15 protein-coding genes are annotated in these 14,975 nt (G+C 69.5%); 10 read left to right on the forward strand and 5 right to left on the reverse strand.

The features are described 5' to 3' along the window. The first annotated feature begins 39 nt into the window (after positions 1-39). The 3 genes from MOTC310_RS29450 (at position 40) to MOTC310_RS29460 (ending at position 3,916) form a co-directional block, all read left to right on the forward strand. Positions 40-939 carry an RpnC/YadD family protein gene (locus MOTC310_RS29450; RefSeq protein ID WP_331304328.1) on the forward strand — a complete coding sequence of 300 codons (900 nt, stop codon included), beginning with the start codon at positions 40-42 and terminating at the stop codon, positions 937-939. A 755-nt stretch (positions 940-1,694) separates the two neighbouring features. Beyond that, on the forward strand, positions 1,695-2,816 hold the full coding sequence (locus MOTC310_RS29455; protein WP_331304329.1) for a hypothetical protein: 1,122 nt from the start codon (positions 1,695-1,697) through the stop codon (positions 2,814-2,816). Between the two features lie 332 nt (positions 2,817-3,148). Beyond that, positions 3,149-3,916, forward strand: a complete 768-nt coding sequence (locus MOTC310_RS29460; protein WP_331304330.1) for an SDR family NAD(P)-dependent oxidoreductase — start codon at positions 3,149-3,151, stop codon at positions 3,914-3,916. A 40-nt stretch (positions 3,917-3,956) separates the two neighbouring features. Here MOTC310_RS29460 and MOTC310_RS29465 read toward each other — a convergent pair whose 3' ends face one another. After that, on the reverse strand, positions 3,957-5,609 hold the full coding sequence (locus MOTC310_RS29465; RefSeq protein WP_331304331.1) for an AMP-binding protein: 1,653 nt from the start codon (positions 5,607-5,609) through the stop codon (positions 3,957-3,959). A gap of 220 nt (positions 5,610-5,829) precedes the next feature. On the opposite strand from MOTC310_RS29465, the gene MOTC310_RS29470 reads away from it, so the two are divergent. From MOTC310_RS29470 to MOTC310_RS29485, 4 genes are all read left to right on the forward strand, one after another. Then, the gene (locus tag MOTC310_RS29470; RefSeq protein ID WP_331304332.1) at positions 5,830-6,369 is read left to right on the forward strand and encodes a phasin family protein; all 540 of its coding nucleotides are present in this window, start codon (positions 5,830-5,832) and stop codon (positions 6,367-6,369) included. Continuing rightward, positions 6,366-7,304 carry an alpha/beta fold hydrolase gene (locus tag MOTC310_RS29475; protein ID WP_331304333.1) on the forward strand — a complete coding sequence of 313 codons (939 nt, stop codon included), beginning with the start codon at positions 6,366-6,368 and terminating at the stop codon, positions 7,302-7,304. The genes MOTC310_RS29470 and MOTC310_RS29475 overlap by 4 nt, the downstream gene beginning before the upstream one ends. Before the next feature lie 397 nt (positions 7,305-7,701). Next, a complete protein-coding gene (locus MOTC310_RS29480) occupies positions 7,702-8,142 on the forward strand; it encodes a helix-turn-helix domain-containing protein (protein WP_331292295.1) in 441 nt (146 codons plus the stop codon). Positions 8,143-8,198: 56 nt separating this feature from the next. Beyond that, positions 8,199-8,573: a cupin domain-containing protein gene (locus MOTC310_RS29485; RefSeq protein WP_331292294.1), complete on the forward strand. Its 375-nt coding sequence runs from the start codon at positions 8,199-8,201 to the stop codon at positions 8,571-8,573. Between the two features lie 7 nt (positions 8,574-8,580). Here MOTC310_RS29485 and rsmD read toward each other — a convergent pair whose 3' ends face one another. From rsmD to MOTC310_RS29500, 3 genes are all read right to left on the reverse strand, one after another. Beyond that, positions 8,581-10,308 (reverse strand): 16S rRNA (guanine(966)-N(2))-methyltransferase RsmD, encoded by a 1,728-nt coding sequence (gene rsmD / locus MOTC310_RS29490; RefSeq protein ID WP_331304334.1) that lies wholly within the window; start codon positions 10,306-10,308, stop codon positions 8,581-8,583. Between the two features lie 131 nt (positions 10,309-10,439). Next, the gene (locus MOTC310_RS29495) at positions 10,440-10,616 is read right to left on the reverse strand and encodes a DUF1328 domain-containing protein (protein WP_331292291.1); all 177 of its coding nucleotides are present in this window, start codon (positions 10,614-10,616) and stop codon (positions 10,440-10,442) included. A 77-nt stretch (positions 10,617-10,693) separates the two neighbouring features. Continuing rightward, a complete protein-coding gene (locus MOTC310_RS29500) occupies positions 10,694-10,885 on the reverse strand; it encodes a CsbD family protein (RefSeq protein WP_273561957.1) in 192 nt (63 codons plus the stop codon). Between the two features lie 146 nt (positions 10,886-11,031). Here MOTC310_RS29500 and MOTC310_RS29505 point away from each other — a divergent pair, with 146 nt between their 5' ends. Together MOTC310_RS29505 and MOTC310_RS29510 are read left to right on the forward strand one after the other, a co-directional pair. After that, the gene (locus MOTC310_RS29505; RefSeq protein WP_331292289.1) at positions 11,032-11,520 is read left to right on the forward strand and encodes a nucleoside deaminase; all 489 of its coding nucleotides are present in this window, start codon (positions 11,032-11,034) and stop codon (positions 11,518-11,520) included. Between the two features lie 63 nt (positions 11,521-11,583). Beyond that, on the forward strand, positions 11,584-12,288 hold the full coding sequence (locus MOTC310_RS29510; protein WP_331292287.1) for an SDR family NAD(P)-dependent oxidoreductase: 705 nt from the start codon (positions 11,584-11,586) through the stop codon (positions 12,286-12,288). Positions 12,289-12,295: 7 nt separating this feature from the next. Here the strand turns inward: MOTC310_RS29510 and MOTC310_RS29515 are convergent, their stop codons facing one another. Further along, positions 12,296-14,074: an outer membrane beta-barrel protein gene (locus MOTC310_RS29515; RefSeq protein WP_331304503.1), complete on the reverse strand. Its 1,779-nt coding sequence runs from the start codon at positions 14,072-14,074 to the stop codon at positions 12,296-12,298. Between the two features lie 320 nt (positions 14,075-14,394). Here MOTC310_RS29515 and MOTC310_RS29520 point away from each other — a divergent pair, with 320 nt between their 5' ends. Then, complete coding sequence (locus tag MOTC310_RS29520; protein WP_331304335.1) at positions 14,395-14,895, forward strand: Ros/MucR family transcriptional regulator; 501 nt, start codon at positions 14,395-14,397, stop codon at positions 14,893-14,895. Positions 14,896-14,975: the final 80 nt, after the last annotated feature.

Genomic DNA, 14,975 nt, shown 5'->3' on the forward strand with positions numbered 1-14,975 from the left:
TTTCGGCGTGGCGGCGTCCAATCACGGATCGGAGGGGCCATGGGCAAATACGATACGACGATCAGGGAGGTGCTCCAGGAAGGGTGCGGCGCATTCCTCCGCCAGATCGGGATCGATCGACCCCTGAAGCCCCTGCCGTTCAAGCTGCCGCGGGTGACGGCCCGCGAGGTCGATTTCGTCGGGGAGGACGAGAACGGCGTGGTGCATCACGTCGAGTTCCAGTCCACCAACGATCCGTTCATGCAGGCCAGGATGCTGATCTACGCCGGGCAGATCGGCGAGCGCGTCATGAGGATGCGACGCCCACCCGTGATGCAGAGGAAAAGGCGCAGGCCCGAGCAGATCGAGTTCCCTGACATCCGCTCGACCATGGTCTATGTGGGCCGCCAGCCGATGAGCATGCCGACCGCCATCGCGCGGGAACCGGTCCTCGACTTTCGCTACGTCGCCCGGGATGCCCGGGAATTGGACGCCGACGCGCTGATCGATAGCCCGGAGATCGGCGATGCTCTGATGGCCGTGCTCTGCCGCGAGGGCACGAAACCTGATAAGGTCCGGAAGATCCTGGAACGCATCGAAGGCGCCGAGGCGTTCCGACGGGACCGGGATTACGGCCGCCTTCTCATCCTCGCGGAACTGCGTGATGCTAGCCGCGTCGTGGATACGGAGCTGAAGCGCATGAACATCCAGGTCAACCTCGACAACATCCCGAGAGTTAGGGAGCACGCGAAGCAGGCCCGCATCGATATGTTGGTGACCATGCTCACCGGTAAGTTCGCCGAGGAGGCCAAGCAGGTCGACCTTCCGGCTCGACTTTCGAAGATGGACGTCAGGCAGCTCGAAGGGGTCGCCCTCCGAGCCGGCACACTCGACGACCTCGATGCGGTGCTCGACGGGAACCCGCCGGCGGAAATGCCCGGCGCAGGACCGAAGCCCTGAGGCTGTCCCCAGCGCTTGTGGCTCGGTCTCTCAGGCAGACGCGAAGTGTCAGGTCCTTGCAGGACGGGGTACAGCTACGCAGGCAGGAACCCGCCCGAGACCGGCTTACCGCAACTCATGCGCACTGTCGTCCTCTGAGGGACGGGGAACTAGCATCCAAGGTCTATGTGTCCTGGCTTCCAGATGTCCGCGACCGCCGAGTAGGCCGTCGCGGAACTGGGCTTGGGCGATGAGGAAGCCGAAGGGCTGTCGGCAATCGTTGCCGTGCTGAGGGATGGGATGGACAGGACCGCCCCCGTTGCGGGTCGCGACTGAGTCAAGGCCCTTACGCCGTGCGGGTGAGCGCCGGGCCGTGACGCGGCTTACGGCAGGTCAATCCTGATGTCCGGAGATGTCCGGAAAGCGACCGGATGGCCGGGTGTGCCCGAAGGGGGATGGCCCCAGCCTCGACCGTGCGGCGAGTCCGCAAATGTCCGGATAGGGTCCGGATAACGCTTGGCCGATCCATGCGCCTTCGTCGGGGTGGGGGCCGGACGGATCAGAGTCGCGAAGCCAAGGGGATGCAGTCCCATCTGGCGATTCCGTATGCCCCGTCGAGGCGTTGGATCCCGCCCCGGTCGGGTCGTCGCATGAATCGCTGTTATCCTGTTCCCGCAGTGCAAGCGGAATCGCTGTTATCCTGGTCGCAAGGCGCGGCGTGAATCGCTGTTATCCAGGCGAAACATCTCCCGTCGATCCTTTGAGCGCGAGTACGGATGGCCGATCGCATCATCGAGGTCCGGCACCCCGCGACCATCCGGAGGGCCGACGACGACGGCACCGGCCGGGACGTGTCGTGGCTCGCCTGCACCACCCCGGTTCGTCTGCGCGAGCGTGACCCGGCTGCGTTCCGCCTGGTTCAGAGGCACGCCAAGCCGTACTGGGACATGCCCTACGAGGTCTACGCCTGCGACGGTAAGCTATGGGGCAGGCTCGACGGCCGGAGCCGCTTCGCCCCGGACGAGCCGGGCGTTCGGGTCGAGCACCTCCTTGCCTTCCTACAAGGCCATCCGTGCGATCAGTCCCAAGGGAACGAACTCGAATGGGCCTTCGCGGGCACGCCCGTCCTCGCGATCGACGGACATGACCTGCAACGGGGGAGCGCGGCCACCAGAAGGCCGCGCGTCGCATCCGCCGTTCTCGATAGGGCCGCGGCGGATGTGACCGCCTTCGTCGAGGGCAGCGTAGCGATCAGCGACGGGCGGGTCATGGTGTGCGGACCCGGGTTGCTTCTGGCGAGGGATCCCTCCTCATCGGTGCAGCACCGCGACGAGGAGTGGACGATCATGCCGTGGCGGGAGTACCGGCCGGCACCCGGCCGCACCTACAGACCCGGGGATTTGGACGAGGCGGTCGCCTTCGAGGACGAAGCCACAGGCTACGCGAACCTGACCCATGGCGTGCTCGACGACGTATGGCTCGACGAGGGCCACGACGCCGGGGACGGCGACATCGTCGAGACCATCAACGGGCTGCCTCGCCTGATCCATGCCATGGTCCGTCGAAGGCTGCTCGGCCGGATTCCGGTCGCGGAACGGCTCGAAGTCGTCCAGTTCGATGGCGGCATCCTCTCCGATGCCATGCGACGCCTAGGCCCATGGTATGTGAGGGCCACGACCGGTGCCGTCGGGGTCGAGGACGCGGTGGAGGCGATTTCCGCCTGCGAGGGCGTCGTGGAGGCTTTGACCTCGGTGATCCCCCACGAGAGGCAGAGACTGCACCTGGACGAGATTGGGATCGCCTTCCGGTGGTTCAGGGAGCGCATGGCGCCCCGGATCCAGGCGCGGATGGACGCCGGGAACGATGCGGACATGGCTGCGCTGTCGGCACTGTCCTGAGCAGGCCCGGTATCGAGCGCCTCACGACGCAACGGGAATCGCTGTTATCCTGGAAGCGTCAGATCGGAATCGCTGTTATCCGGGATTGGGAATCGCTCTTATCCTGGCGCCCAGGGCGATGTGAATCGCTTCTACCTTGGCCCGCCATGAGGGGCCGCGCCGTCGTTCCGGCTGGCGGCACGCGCGGGGCCGGTCCACAACGGCGGGTGACGCCGCGGCTCGAAGACCGGGGCGCCGGCCGTCCCGAACCGACGGTGCGCATGGGAGGCGCGGAGCCATGACCGATCTCGACAACTTCGGCGCGCGCCGCGCCGCCGCGTCGGTACGCTGAGATGGCGGGCCCGTTCGACCTCGCCGGCCGCCACGTCCTGGTGACCGGGGCCTCCAGCGGTCTCGGCCGCCATTTCGCCGGGACCCTGGCCGGCGCCGGCGCGCGCCTGTCCCTCGGCGCCCGCCGGGCCGATGCCCTCGCCGAGACCGTCGCCCGCGTCGCGTCCGCGGGCGGAGAGGCCCACGCCGTCGTCATGGACGTCACCGACGCCGCCAGCATCGAGCGGGCCCTCGATGCCGCCGAGGCGCGGTTCGGACCCGTGGCGGTGCTGGTGAACAATGCCGGCGTGACGGCGACGAAGCCCGCCCTCGACCTCGCGCTGTCCGACTGGGATGCGGTGCTCGACACCAATCTCAAGGGCGTCTGGCAGGTCGCTCAGGCCACCGGACGGCGCATGGTCCGGCACGGCGCGGGCGGCAGTATCGTCAACATCGCGTCGATCCTCGGTCTGCGGGTCACCGGCGGGCTCGCGCCCTACGCCGCCTCCAAGGCCGCGGTCGTCCAGCTGACCAAGAGCCTCGCGCTGGAATGGGCGCGCTACGGCATCCGGGTGAACGCCCTCGCGCCCGGCTACATCAAGACCGAGTTGAACGACGCCTTCTTCGAGTCCGAGGCCGGCAGGGCGCTGATCAAGCGCATTCCGCAGCGAAGGCTAGGCGAGGCGGCGGAACTCGACGGGCCGCTCCTGCTCCTGGCCTCGGAGGCCGGCGCCTACATGACCGGCAGCGTCCTGGCGGTCGACGGCGGCCACCTCGTCTCCGGGCTCTAGCGATCAGGCCGGACGAGACCATCGACGGGGCCGGGGCGGGTCAGAGGGTCCGTGCCTGCTCGCGCAGGACGAATTTCTGGATCTTGCCGGTCGAGGTCTTCGGCAGCGGCCCGAACACCACCGTCCTCGGTACCTTGAACCGCGCCATGTGCTTGCGGCAGAACGCGATCACCTCCTGGTCGCCCGGCACATCCGCGCCGGGCTTGACCTCAAGGAACGCGCAGGGGCTCTCGCCCCAGGTCGGATCCGGCCGCGCCACGACGGCCGCCAGCATCACCGCGGGATGGCGCATGAGCACCTCCTCCACCTCCAGGCTGGAGATGTTCTCGCCGCCCGAGATGATGATGTCCTTCGCCCGGTCCTTGATCTCGACCGATCCGTCCGCGTGCCAGACCGCGAGGTCTCCGGTCCTGTACCACCCGCCGGCCAGCGCCTGCTCCGTCGCGCCCGCGTTGCCGAGATAGCCCTTCATCACCGTGTTGCCGCGCAGACGGATCTCGCCGACGGTCGTCCCGTCCCTCGGCACCGGCGCGCCGGTCGCCAGGTCGGCGACGCTCACCGCCTCGAGCGTCGCCAGCGGCACGCCCTGACGGGCCATGCGGGCGTAGCGCTCCGGAGCCGGGAGATCGGTCCAGTCCGGCTGCGCCAGGCAGACCGTCGCGGGGCCGTAGCTCTCGGTGGCGCCGTAGAGATGCGTCACCTCGAAGCCCAGTTCCTCCATGGTGCGGATGATCGTCGAGGACGGCGCAGCGCCGCCGACCGCGCAGCGCACCCGCTGCGGGAACGGCTCCCGGTCGTGGGCCGGCGCGTGCGCGATCATCGAGAGGACGATCGGCGCACCGCAGAGATGCGTCACGCCGTGCGCGGCGATCAGCCGGAAGATCGCCGCCGGCTCGACCTTGCGCAGGCAGACCTGCGTGGCGCAGACCGCGACGCTCGCCCAGGGATAGGACCAGCCGCTGCAATGGAACATCGGCAGTGTCCAGAGATACACGCTCTCGGCGGTCAGGCCGAACGTGACGGCGTTGCCGAGCGCCTGGAGGTAACCGCCGCGGTGGCTGTAGACGGCACCCTTCGGGTCTCCGGTCGTCCCCGACGTGTAGAGCAGGCAGAGCGACTGCCACTCGTCCTCCGGGCCGGCCCAAGCGTAGTCCGGATCACCCTCGGCCAGCAGGGCTTCGTACGACAGAGCCCCGGCAATCCCGGTCTCGCCGATCGCCACGACGGTGATGGGCTCGGCGAGGTCCGCGAGTGCCCGCGCGGCCAGCGCTGCGCACTCGGCCTCGACGATCAGCGCTCGGGCACCTCCGTGCCGCAGCGAGAACGCGATCGTCGCCGCATCGAGGCGGGTGTTGAGCGGGTTCAGCACCGCGCCGAGCATCGGCACGGCGAAATGCGCCTCGATCATCTCCGGGACGTTTGGCGCCAGGATCGCCACGGTGTCGAGCTGCCCGATCCCCCGGGCCGCGAGACCGGCGGCGAGGCGCCGGCAGCGCGCGTAGAGATCCGCGAAGGTGAGGCGCCGGTCGCCGTCGATCACCGCAATTCGGGCCCCCGCCGCGGCGGCGGCGCGCGCCAGCAGGCTCCCGGGTGTCAGCGGCACGTAGTTGGCCGGACGGCGCGCGAGCCCGACTTCGAACGGATGAGCGCTCGTCTCACGGACCTCGGCGCGGGTCGGACAGGTCTCCGTCATCGTGCAGCCTTCTGATCGGGCGGCGGACGTGGCGTGCGCTCCGCGCGACGATGATTTCGCGGCTCTCGCGCCTGTCAATCGCGGCCGCCGTGACAATGTGGGCCGCGCGCGGATTCTGTTACAGGGCCCGGTTGACCGGGGAACGGCCCTGGCGGATGCCCGTATTCCGGACATGCGCCGTCGCGGTCGCGTCAGACCGGTCCATCTGCGGGAGACGATAGTGGGGAACGACAACCTGCCGACGGTCTCCGGAGAGACCGGCCGCGCCGTGGCCGAGAGCGGCGTCGCCCGGGCACGCGAGGCGTATGAGCGCTTTGCCGAGGCCGGCGAGATGGCGCTCAACGCCTTCGAGGCGTCGATGGCGCAGAGTTTCGAGGGCTGGCGCTCGGTGATGGGCTCCAGCCGCGAGACCGCACACCAGCTCACCGACAGCAACGTGGCCGGGGCGCGGCGGATGCGCGAGCAGTGGGACGCGGCCGGCGCCCGGCTCTACAATGCCTTCGAGGACAACGCCGTCCACGCCATGGCGGCCATGCGCGAGATCGGCCACCGGATGCTCGTGGCCTCCGATACCAATGTCCGCGCGAGCCTCGATTTCGCGGACCGCGTCGCCAAGGCGGCCGATGCCCGCGAGGTCGCGGCGCTGCACATCACGTTCCTGCAGGAGCAGGCGCGTCGGCTGACCGACCAGATGGTCGACCTCCATCAGACGACTGGACGTCTTGCCCGCGAGGCCGCCGCGCGGACGGAGACCCCGTGACCGCCGGCACCCCGGCGCCGGCTGCCGGGCCCGAGACGATGCCGCGGCTCGACGATCTGAGCCGCGCGGACGTGCCGTTCCGGACCGGCCACTTCCAGGCCTACGCGCCCCACGACTTCCACCGCATCGCCTACGTGGAATGGGGCTCACCGGACAGCCCGCACGTCGTCGTCTGCGTCCACGGCCTCAGCCGCCAGGGACGCGATTTCGACGCGCTCGGCTATCGATTGGCCAAGCTCGGATACCGGGTGATCTGCCCGGATCTGCCCGGGCGCGGCCTGAGCGGATGGCTGAAGGATCCAGAACTCTACGGCCTGCCGCAATACGCCGCCGACATGGCCGCGCTCATCGCCCACCTCCGGGTCTCCGGGACGATCGACTGGGTCGGCACCTCCCTCGGCGGCCTGACCGGCATGGTTCTGGCCTCTGCCGCCCGGTCACCGATCCGCAGAATGGTGATCAACGATATCGGCCCGTTTCTGCCCTGGGCACCCATCCGCGAGATCGGATCACGCCTGCGCGACGCCCCCCGGCTCCACCACAATCTCGCTTCGGGCGAGTCGCGTCTGCGGACGGTGCTGGGCGCGTTCGGGTCGCTGACCGACGAGCAGTGGCGCCACGTCGCCAAGCACAGCTTCTTCCAGGAACCCAACGGCGGCTGGCGGCCCCATTACGATCCCGGCATCGGCGACGCATTTCGTCCGGGCCGGGTCTACAGCGTGAGCATGTGGCGCGACTGGGACGCGATCACCTGTCCGGTCCTGCTGTTGCGCGGCGCGCATTCGGAATTGCTCCTCGCGTCGACGGCCGACGAGATGACCCGGCGGGGGCCGCCGACACGGCGCGTCGAGATTCCCGATTGCGGCCATGCGCCCGCGTTGCTCGACGACGACCAGTTGCGAATCGTCACCGACTGGATGGGCACGGCGGCGTGATTCGCGCGCCGACCTGTGGCGGCGAGCCCTGAATTGAGCGTTTCCGGTCGCACGGGCCTCTCCGAGATCGGCCTTGAGACGTGAACACGATGCAGGCAATCCTATAGCCTGCGGCAGTCTTCGAAAGTGAATCTCTCACCGGTCGCGCTCACCGCTATTTGATCGAGGCCGGTATTCGAGTTGTTTTCGCGGCGGTCACTGACCCGACCCCGTCGCCGTCTTCCGCACCTTAGATTTCGGAAGCGTAACCATTCGTTGCACGCGCGGCTGGCCTGTGGCACTAACACATGTCAGGTCTGGATCTTGGCCGCGCAATGTTGCACCTGTCGGTTGTGAGTGGCGCCCCGGATCCGGGCGAACGAGCCTGCCAACAGCAAGAACATCCGGACTACCAACTATGGCGAACCCAACCCCCAAGCCGAAGCAGACCACGGCCATCGATCACGGGGTCGGAAGCCGCATCGCGTTCCTCCGTGCAGCCAACGGACTGAGCCAGTCCGCGCTGGCCAGCGCGCTGGGCGTCAGCTTCCAGCAGGTCCAGAAGTACGAGACCGGCAAGAACCGGGTCGGTGCCGGCCGCCTGCAGGCGATCGCCGAGCGGCTCGGCGTTCCGGTCTCGAGCTTCTTCGAGCCCGAGCCCGAGTCGACGACCGATAGCGGTCCCGCGCTGCTGCGCGTCGCCGGCGCCGTCGAACTGCTCCGGGCCTACAATCAGATCGCCGACGATCAGATGCGCCGCGATGTGCTCTCGCTCGTGAAATCCGCCGCGCGGATCGGCCAGGGCCGGCCGGCGGACGAGGCGGCGCCGCAGACGGGCGGCGCGACGCGAAGCTCCTGAGATCAAGGTTCGGCGGGGCGCCGATCCGGTGCCGCGCGAGCCGCACAGGCGGGATCATGGCCGCATTCCCGACGCTCGTGACCAACCTGCTCGCCGATCTGCCGCTCAGGGCGGACGAAGAGAGCGTGTCGGTTCTGGTCTCCGATCCGGGCCTGCGGGTGGAGCGCATCGTCTCGACCGGCCAGGCGAGCCCGCCGGGATTCTACTACGATCAGCCGCACGCCGAGTGGGTCGCCGTCCTGGTGGGTGCGGCCGACCTCCGGTTCGCCGACGAGGCGGAGGCCCGGCACCTCGTCGCGGGCGATGCCATGCTGATCGTGCCCCGTCGTCGGCACCGCGTGGAGTGGACGGACTCGCTTACCGTCTGGCTGGCGATCCATTTCGGGCCGGCGGTCGACGCCGCGGCGCCGGGCTCGGTCGATCGACGCTAGGCGCGGCTCAGGCGGCGAACCGGGCGATGGTCACCGCCGTATCGCCGTAGACGCGCCGCTCCAGCTCCTCGAATCCCGCGGGCCAGACGAGCCGCGCGGCTTCGACTTCCTCGACGACGACGAGCGCTCCCTGCGCCAGCCAGGCGCCTTCAGCGGCGCTTGTCAGGGCGCGCGGCGCGAGGTCTCGCCCGTAGGGCGGGTCGCAGAAGACCAGCGAGAAGGTGCCTGCCGTGGAGGCCGGGCCGAGCCGGGTCGCGTCCCGCCGGAATAGCCGCGTCACGCCTTCGGCACCGAAGGATTCGATGTTGGCTCGGATCACCGCGCGCGCCTCGGCGCCCTCGTCGACGAGCAGGGCGTAGGCGGCGCCCCGCGACAGCGCCTCGAAACCGAGGGCGCCCGTGCCGGCGAACAGGTCGAGGACCCGGGCGCCGACCACGGCGTCCTCGTAGGCGTGCGCGAGCACGTTGAACAACGATTCGCGCAGGCGGTCCGATGTCGGCCGTATGGCGTCGGTGCGCGGCGTGGCGAGCCTGCGGCCCCGCCACGCGCCGCCGACGATCCTCATCGCGTCCCGCGCGGCGGCCGACCGCCGCCGGGCTTGGCCCCGCCNGCCTCCGGTCGAGACGCGCGGCGCCGGTGCGGGACGCGCGGCATCGCGCCGGGCCGGTGCCGGCGCGGCGGATCGGGATTCCCGGTCCGCCGCGCGGGAGGCGCCGAACGGCGCGATCGGGTCCCGCACCGGGCTGTCGAAATCCACGCCGGCCTGCTCGGCAAGGCTCTTGCCGAGCTGATCCTTGAGGACGCGGGTCCGCACCTCCTCGACCAGACCGACCTCCAGGTCGCCGAGCTGGAACGGCCCGAAGGAGAGCCGGATCAGCCGATTCACCGAGAGCCCGAGATGCTCGAGGATGCGCTTGACCTCGCGATTCTTGCCCTCGCGGAGACCGAGCGTCAGCCAGACGTTGTCGCCCTGCACGCGGTCGAGGGTCGCCTCGACGGGGCCGTACTCCATCCCGTCGATGGTGACGCCCTTGGCGAGCCTGTCGAGCTGCGCCTGGTCGGTGTCGCCGTGCGCGCGGACGCGGTAGCGGCGCAGCCAGCCGGTGTCGGGATGCGCGATCACCTTGGCGAGGCCGCCGTCATTGGTGAGCAGCAGCAGCCCCTCGGTGTTGATGTCGAGCCGTCCGACCGCCACGACCCGGGGCAGATCCTCCGGGAGCACGTCGAACACCGTCTGCCGGCCCTCCGGATCACGGGCGGTCGTCACCACGCCCCGCGGCTTGTGGAAGATCCACAGGCGGCTGCGCTCCCGCGACGGCATCGCCTCGCCGTCGATCAGGATCCGGTCGTTCTCGGTGACGTTGCGAGCGGGAGATGTCAGCGTCTCGCCGTTGACGCTCACGCGACCCGCCAGGATCATCGTCTCGGCGTCGCGCCGCGAGGCGATGCCGGCCCGGGCCATCGCCTTCGCGATCCGCTCGCCGGGCGGCGTCTCGATCAGGCCTTCGGCGTCGGCGGACGGCGCGGGTTCGGGCTCCGGCGCAGGTTCCGTCTGCTGAGGGGCTTGCGGCTTGGCCTTTCGGCCGGCCTTCTTCGGAGCGGACTTGGCAGCCCCGTCCCCCTCGACTTCGGCGCGGCCCGCATCGGTCGGCGGCGCCCAGCCCTCGGTGCGCGCTGACTCGGGGGCCGGACGGGCGGTCCCCTCCGGCTTATCGTCGTTCGGCAAGTCGCTCATGCCTGCCGCTTATCAGAGCCGGTTCCGACAGGCGAGACGGGTTGTGCACCGGAGCCTGTCGCCTCAACGCGAAGAGGCGGCCCGTCGGGGCCGCCTCCAGAACAGAATCACGGTTCGGACGCCCGCTTCCGTCAGAGTCTGGGCGAGCGCCCGCGCATCACGCCGAACACGGCGGAGATCAGGAACAGCGCGATCGCCACGAAGAAGACGACCTTAGCCGCCTCCATCGCCGTGCCGGCGATGCCGCCGAAGCCGAGGAGCGCCGCCACGAGAGCGACGACGAGAAACGTGACAGCCCAACCGATCATGGCATCCTCGCGTTATTCGGGTCGGTTCAGTTCTGGAACCCGCGCGAGGCGGGTTCCGTTCCGGTCGCGCTCGACGATCAGAGTTTGTCGGTGGCGGACTTCACCGCGCTCTTGGCATCGCCGACGGTGCCTTGAGCCTTGCCCTTGAGCTCCTGAGCGGCGCCCTCGGCCTTGAGCTTGTCGTTGCCGGTCGCGTCGCCGATGCCCTGTTTGGCCTTGCCGACGGCCTCGTTGGCGACGCCCTTGATCTTGTCGGTGGTGCTGCTCATGGCGCTGTCCTCTTGTTCGACCTGCGGCGGTGCCGCACTGGTACCTGAAACGGTCACGGTCGGCGGAATGTTCCAGGCCTTAACATTGACTTGGATCAATCCGGTGATCCGCCCCGTGCCCGGCGCGTCTGTGGGATGAGAACAGCTTGGCTGCCGATCCGATCCATTTGACGGGCGGGGAATCGCCCGGACCCCTGACGGCGCTGGATCACGCTTTCGCGGCCGCCCGGGCGGCCGCCGTCGCCGGGGAGGTGCCGGTCGGCGCCGCGGTGGTCCGGGACGGGGTGATCCTCGCGGTCGCCCACAACCGGCCGCGGCAACTGCACGACCCGACGGCACACGCGGAGATCCTGGCGATCCGCGCCGCCTGCTCGGCGCTCGGCACCGAGCGCCTCACCGGCTGCGATCTCTACGTTACCCTGGAGCCGTGCCCGATGTGTGCCGGTGCGATATCCTTCGCGCGGATCCGGCGGCTCTACTACGGCGCGGCGGATCCGAAGGGGGGCGGGGTCGAGCACGGACCGCGGGTCTTCGATCAGCCGACCTGCCACCACGCGCCGGAAGTCTACGGGGGGTTCCGCGAGCGCGAGGCGGCAGCCCTGCTCCGGGCCTTCTTCGCGCAGCGCCGGGACTGAGGCGATGCCGGACGGGCGGACAGGATCCCGACGGCTCGGAACGGGTCAGCAGAGGAACGCACGATGATCCCGACCTATTCGAGAGCCCTGATCGTGGGGGCGGGCTCAGGCCTCAGCGCTTCGCTCGCGCGCCTTCTCGTCGCCGACGGCATGAAGATCGGCCTCGCAGCCCGCAACGTTGACAAGCTTGCCGCCCTGGCGGCCGAGACCGGCGCGGCTGTCCATGCCTGCGACGCCAGCCGGCCCGCGGAGGTCGAGGCCCTGTTCGCTCGCCTCGAACCCGCACTCGGCGGCCCGCCCGACGTCGTCGTCTACAACGCGAGCGGCCGTCTCCGCGGCCCGGTCGCCGATCTCGACCCGGACGCGGTCGCCCAGGCGCTGTTGGTCTCGGCCTATGGCGGGTTCCTCGTGGCGCAGGCCGCGGCGCGCCGCATGCTGCCGCACCGCCACGGCGCGATCCTGCTCACGGGCGCATCGGCGAGCGTGAAGGGTTTCGCCGGGTCGGCGCCGTTCGCGATGGGGAAATTCGCCCTGCGGGGACTTGGCCAGAGCCTCGCCCGCGAACTGCAGCCACAGGGCATCCACGTCGCCCACATCGTGATCGACGGCGCGATCCGCGATCCGGCCCGCGGCGGCGAGGCATCGGAGGCGACCGATAGTCACCTCGATCCGGACGCGATCGCCCGGGCCTATCGCGACCTTCTGCGCCAGGACCGGAGCGCCTGGGCCTCCGAGATCGAGCTGCGTCCGTGGGTCGAGCGGTTCTGATGCCGATTCAGGGGTTCACCCGCAGGCCGAGCAGGAAGGTGTTTTCCCGGAAGCTCGATCCTGCGACCGTGCTGTCGAACTTCTGATAGATGTAAGTGCCGCGCAGGGTCAGCCAGCGGGTGAAGTGGTAATCGAGCCGCGCGGTCGCCGAGAAGCCGTTCTCGCGGATGCTGCTGCTCTGGTAATCGTTCCGGAGATACGATCCGCCCAGGACGATCGAGAGGTTCCTCAGCAGGTCGTGCTGAACTTCCAGGGTCGCGACCTCCGTCAGAACGCCGCTGGAGCCCGGGATCGTCGTCTCGGTGACGCCGGTCGCCGCGGTGAACCGGACGGTGGTGAGCGGGCTCGCCGCCCAGACCAGGGCGGCGTTGAGCAGTGGCGCGTTGATGTCGCGCAGGCTGGGATCGACGTAGGTTCGATGTTGGATCCCGGCCGAAATCTCGCCCGTCACGGAGCGTGCGAGCCCGATACTGGTGCCGAAAGCGACCGCGATGCCGTCCGAATCGCGCCTGATGCCGGTCGCGTCGAACCGCTGGTCGTAGACTCGGGTGTCGCCGAGCACATCGATGAACGGGCTGAAATCCGGATTGATCTCGTAGGCCGTGCGCAGCTGCAGGCTGTACTGGTTCAGGTTGCGGTCGGACTGGTTAATAGTCGTCCCGTTGGCCAGGCGTGCATTGTCGAACTCGGAGCGGTCGACGGATCCGCGCAGGGTGACCGACAGGCGGTTGAACGTCTCCGTCGCCCCGAGTGAGCCGCCGTAAACGGCCAGGAGCGGCCGCGTCGTGGCGGTGGGGGCCTGGATGTTGGCGCTCGAGGTGCGCTGCGTGTCGACGAGGAACCGCCCCTCCGCGTCGATGCGCAGGTCCCGGTCGGCGTCGATGCGCAGACGGACCACGCCGTCGGCCGCGGGTCGGCTCGCGGCCTCGTTCTGCGGCGTCTCCAAGTACGACCCCCGGAGCGAGCCCTGCAGCGAGCTGGAAGACCAGTTGCTCCGGAAGTCGACCGTGGCGTCGGTGCGCAGCGCGACGGACCCCTTGGCGATCTGGCGGGTGGTCTGGTCCGGGTTCGAATCGTAGCCGACGCTCTGCGCGAAGGTTGGGAGCACCGTGAAGGTCCCGACCTGATACCCGATCGGCGCGTAGGCCGGGTCGGTGGGGATCGCCCGCGCCAAGTCCGTGCCGAGGATGAAGCCCGGGGTCAGGAGACCGAGGGCCGGCGCGATGGACTGGAACGGCAGGATCGGCCGGATCGGCGTCACGGTCTGCGGGTTCGGGACCCCGACCACCGCCTGCTGGACCACCGGCGTCAGCCGCAGCGCCGGCGGCGGGATCTGCGTCACGTCCTGAGTGACCCGCCGCGTCGCGGAGCCGAACCTGCGCGGCGGGGCCGCCCGGGTGCGCAGGAGGGACGATGGCGCGAGGTTGGTCGGCGCCGTCGAAGACCCGCCGGTGCGCTGTCCCCCCGTCGTGATGCGGGTGTTGAGCTGGGACTCGCCGGGCCGACCTGGGATCGACGGCGGCGCGGCCGGTGACAGCGGTGATCGGAGGCTGTCACCGCCGGTCTGCTCGCCGCCCGTCGTGTCGCCGCCCAATGCGCCGCGGCTTCGATCGCGGCTCAGGCCATCCGGGATGCTGCGCTTGAGCGTGGGCAAGCCGTTCGGGGCCGTGTCCTGGCCGATCCCGGGATTGTCGGGCTGGCCGGTGACGGGGCTAGTCGCGTCGAAGCGCTGGGCTGCCGCGGGCGCCGCGAGCGTGACGCTCAGCGCCGCGGCGGCGAGCCGTATCCTCTGCCGTTCCCACCGGTCAGCCGCCGTCCGCACCTGATCCCGGTCTCCGCCAAAGTCCCCGGCACCAGAGCGCGGAGATCACAGGTCACGCCGCCCCAGAACAGGTCGCCGGCATGGTTAACGAACCCTAGCGGCGACGTGGTTAATGCCGCGTCAACGGCGGTATGGCGGCAGGTTCCAGCCGCGGCGATTGGATCTCACCTGTCCAACGCGAATACGTTTGAGATTTTGCGTATACTATGCTACTGACGCTCAGAATTCGATCGCATCCGAGAGGGATTGATCGACCCGAACAACTGTTACTCCTGAGGTTTACCGTGAGTGAGAACGCAGGCAGCGAGCACAACCTGGCGATAGGGCTCGCGGTCGATATCGTAGCCGCTTACGTGTCGAACAACTCCGTTCCGGTGTCCGAACTTCCCGGATTGATCGGCGGTATCCACGCGGCACTGAACAGTTTGACAACTCAAGGTCGCGCGGCAAACTCGACGGTCGAGAAATTAACTCCGTCGCAGGTCCGAAAGTCGATCACGACTGATCATATTGTCAGCTTCGAGGACGGGAAGCCGTACAAGACGCTCCGGCGACACCTGACGCTGCGCGGCCTGACGCCCGAGGCCTACCGCGAGAAGTGGGGTCTGCCGCGGGACTATCCGATGACGGCCGCGAGCTACTCGGCGCAGCGATCCGAGTTGGCCCGGGCCCTCGGCCTGGGACAGCAGCGTCGCAAGTCCCGCGGAGGGACCGCCGCCGCATCCGAGGCGGCGCCAGCGCCGGCCGCGAAATCGCGGGGCCGGAAGAAGGTGCCGGCCGAGTGAGGTAGCCGACCGAGGGGCTCGGCGTCGGCCTCCGGCAACGCCCCCGCCCGCGGCGGCGCCGTGATCGTTTGGCGATGGCG

Origin of the sequence: Methylobacterium oryzae (genome assembly GCF_036441375.1) — a bacterium.
Taxonomy (GTDB): domain Bacteria; phylum Pseudomonadota; class Alphaproteobacteria; order Rhizobiales; family Beijerinckiaceae; genus Methylobacterium; species Methylobacterium oryzae_A.

Excerpts from the sequence above, each read along its gene's own strand:
- MOTC310_RS29500 (WP_273561957.1), bottom strand. The coding sequence starts at position 10,885 with ATGAGCAGCACCACCGACAAGATCAAGGGCGTCGCCAACGAGGCCGTC.
- MOTC310_RS29455 (WP_331304329.1), top strand. The coding sequence starts at position 1,695 with ATGGCCGATCGCATCATCGAGGTCCGGCACCCCGCGACCATCCGGAGG.
- MOTC310_RS29450 (WP_331304328.1), top strand. The coding sequence starts at position 40 with ATGGGCAAATACGATACGACGATCAGGGAGGTGCTCCAGGAAGGGTGC.
- MOTC310_RS29480 (WP_331292295.1), top strand. The coding sequence starts at position 7,702 with ATGGCGAACCCAACCCCCAAGCCGAAGCAGACCACGGCCATCGATCAC.
- MOTC310_RS29495 (WP_331292291.1), bottom strand. The coding sequence starts at position 10,616 with ATGATCGGTTGGGCTGTCACGTTTCTCGTCGTCGCTCTCGTGGCGGCG.
- MOTC310_RS29485 (WP_331292294.1), top strand. The coding sequence starts at position 8,199 with ATGGCCGCATTCCCGACGCTCGTGACCAACCTGCTCGCCGATCTGCCG.
- MOTC310_RS29465 (WP_331304331.1), bottom strand. The coding sequence starts at position 5,609 with ATGACGGAGACCTGTCCGACCCGCGCCGAGGTCCGTGAGACGAGCGCT.
- MOTC310_RS29510 (WP_331292287.1), top strand. The coding sequence starts at position 11,584 with ATGATCCCGACCTATTCGAGAGCCCTGATCGTGGGGGCGGGCTCAGGC.
- MOTC310_RS29460 (WP_331304330.1), top strand. The coding sequence starts at position 3,149 with ATGGCGGGCCCGTTCGACCTCGCCGGCCGCCACGTCCTGGTGACCGGG.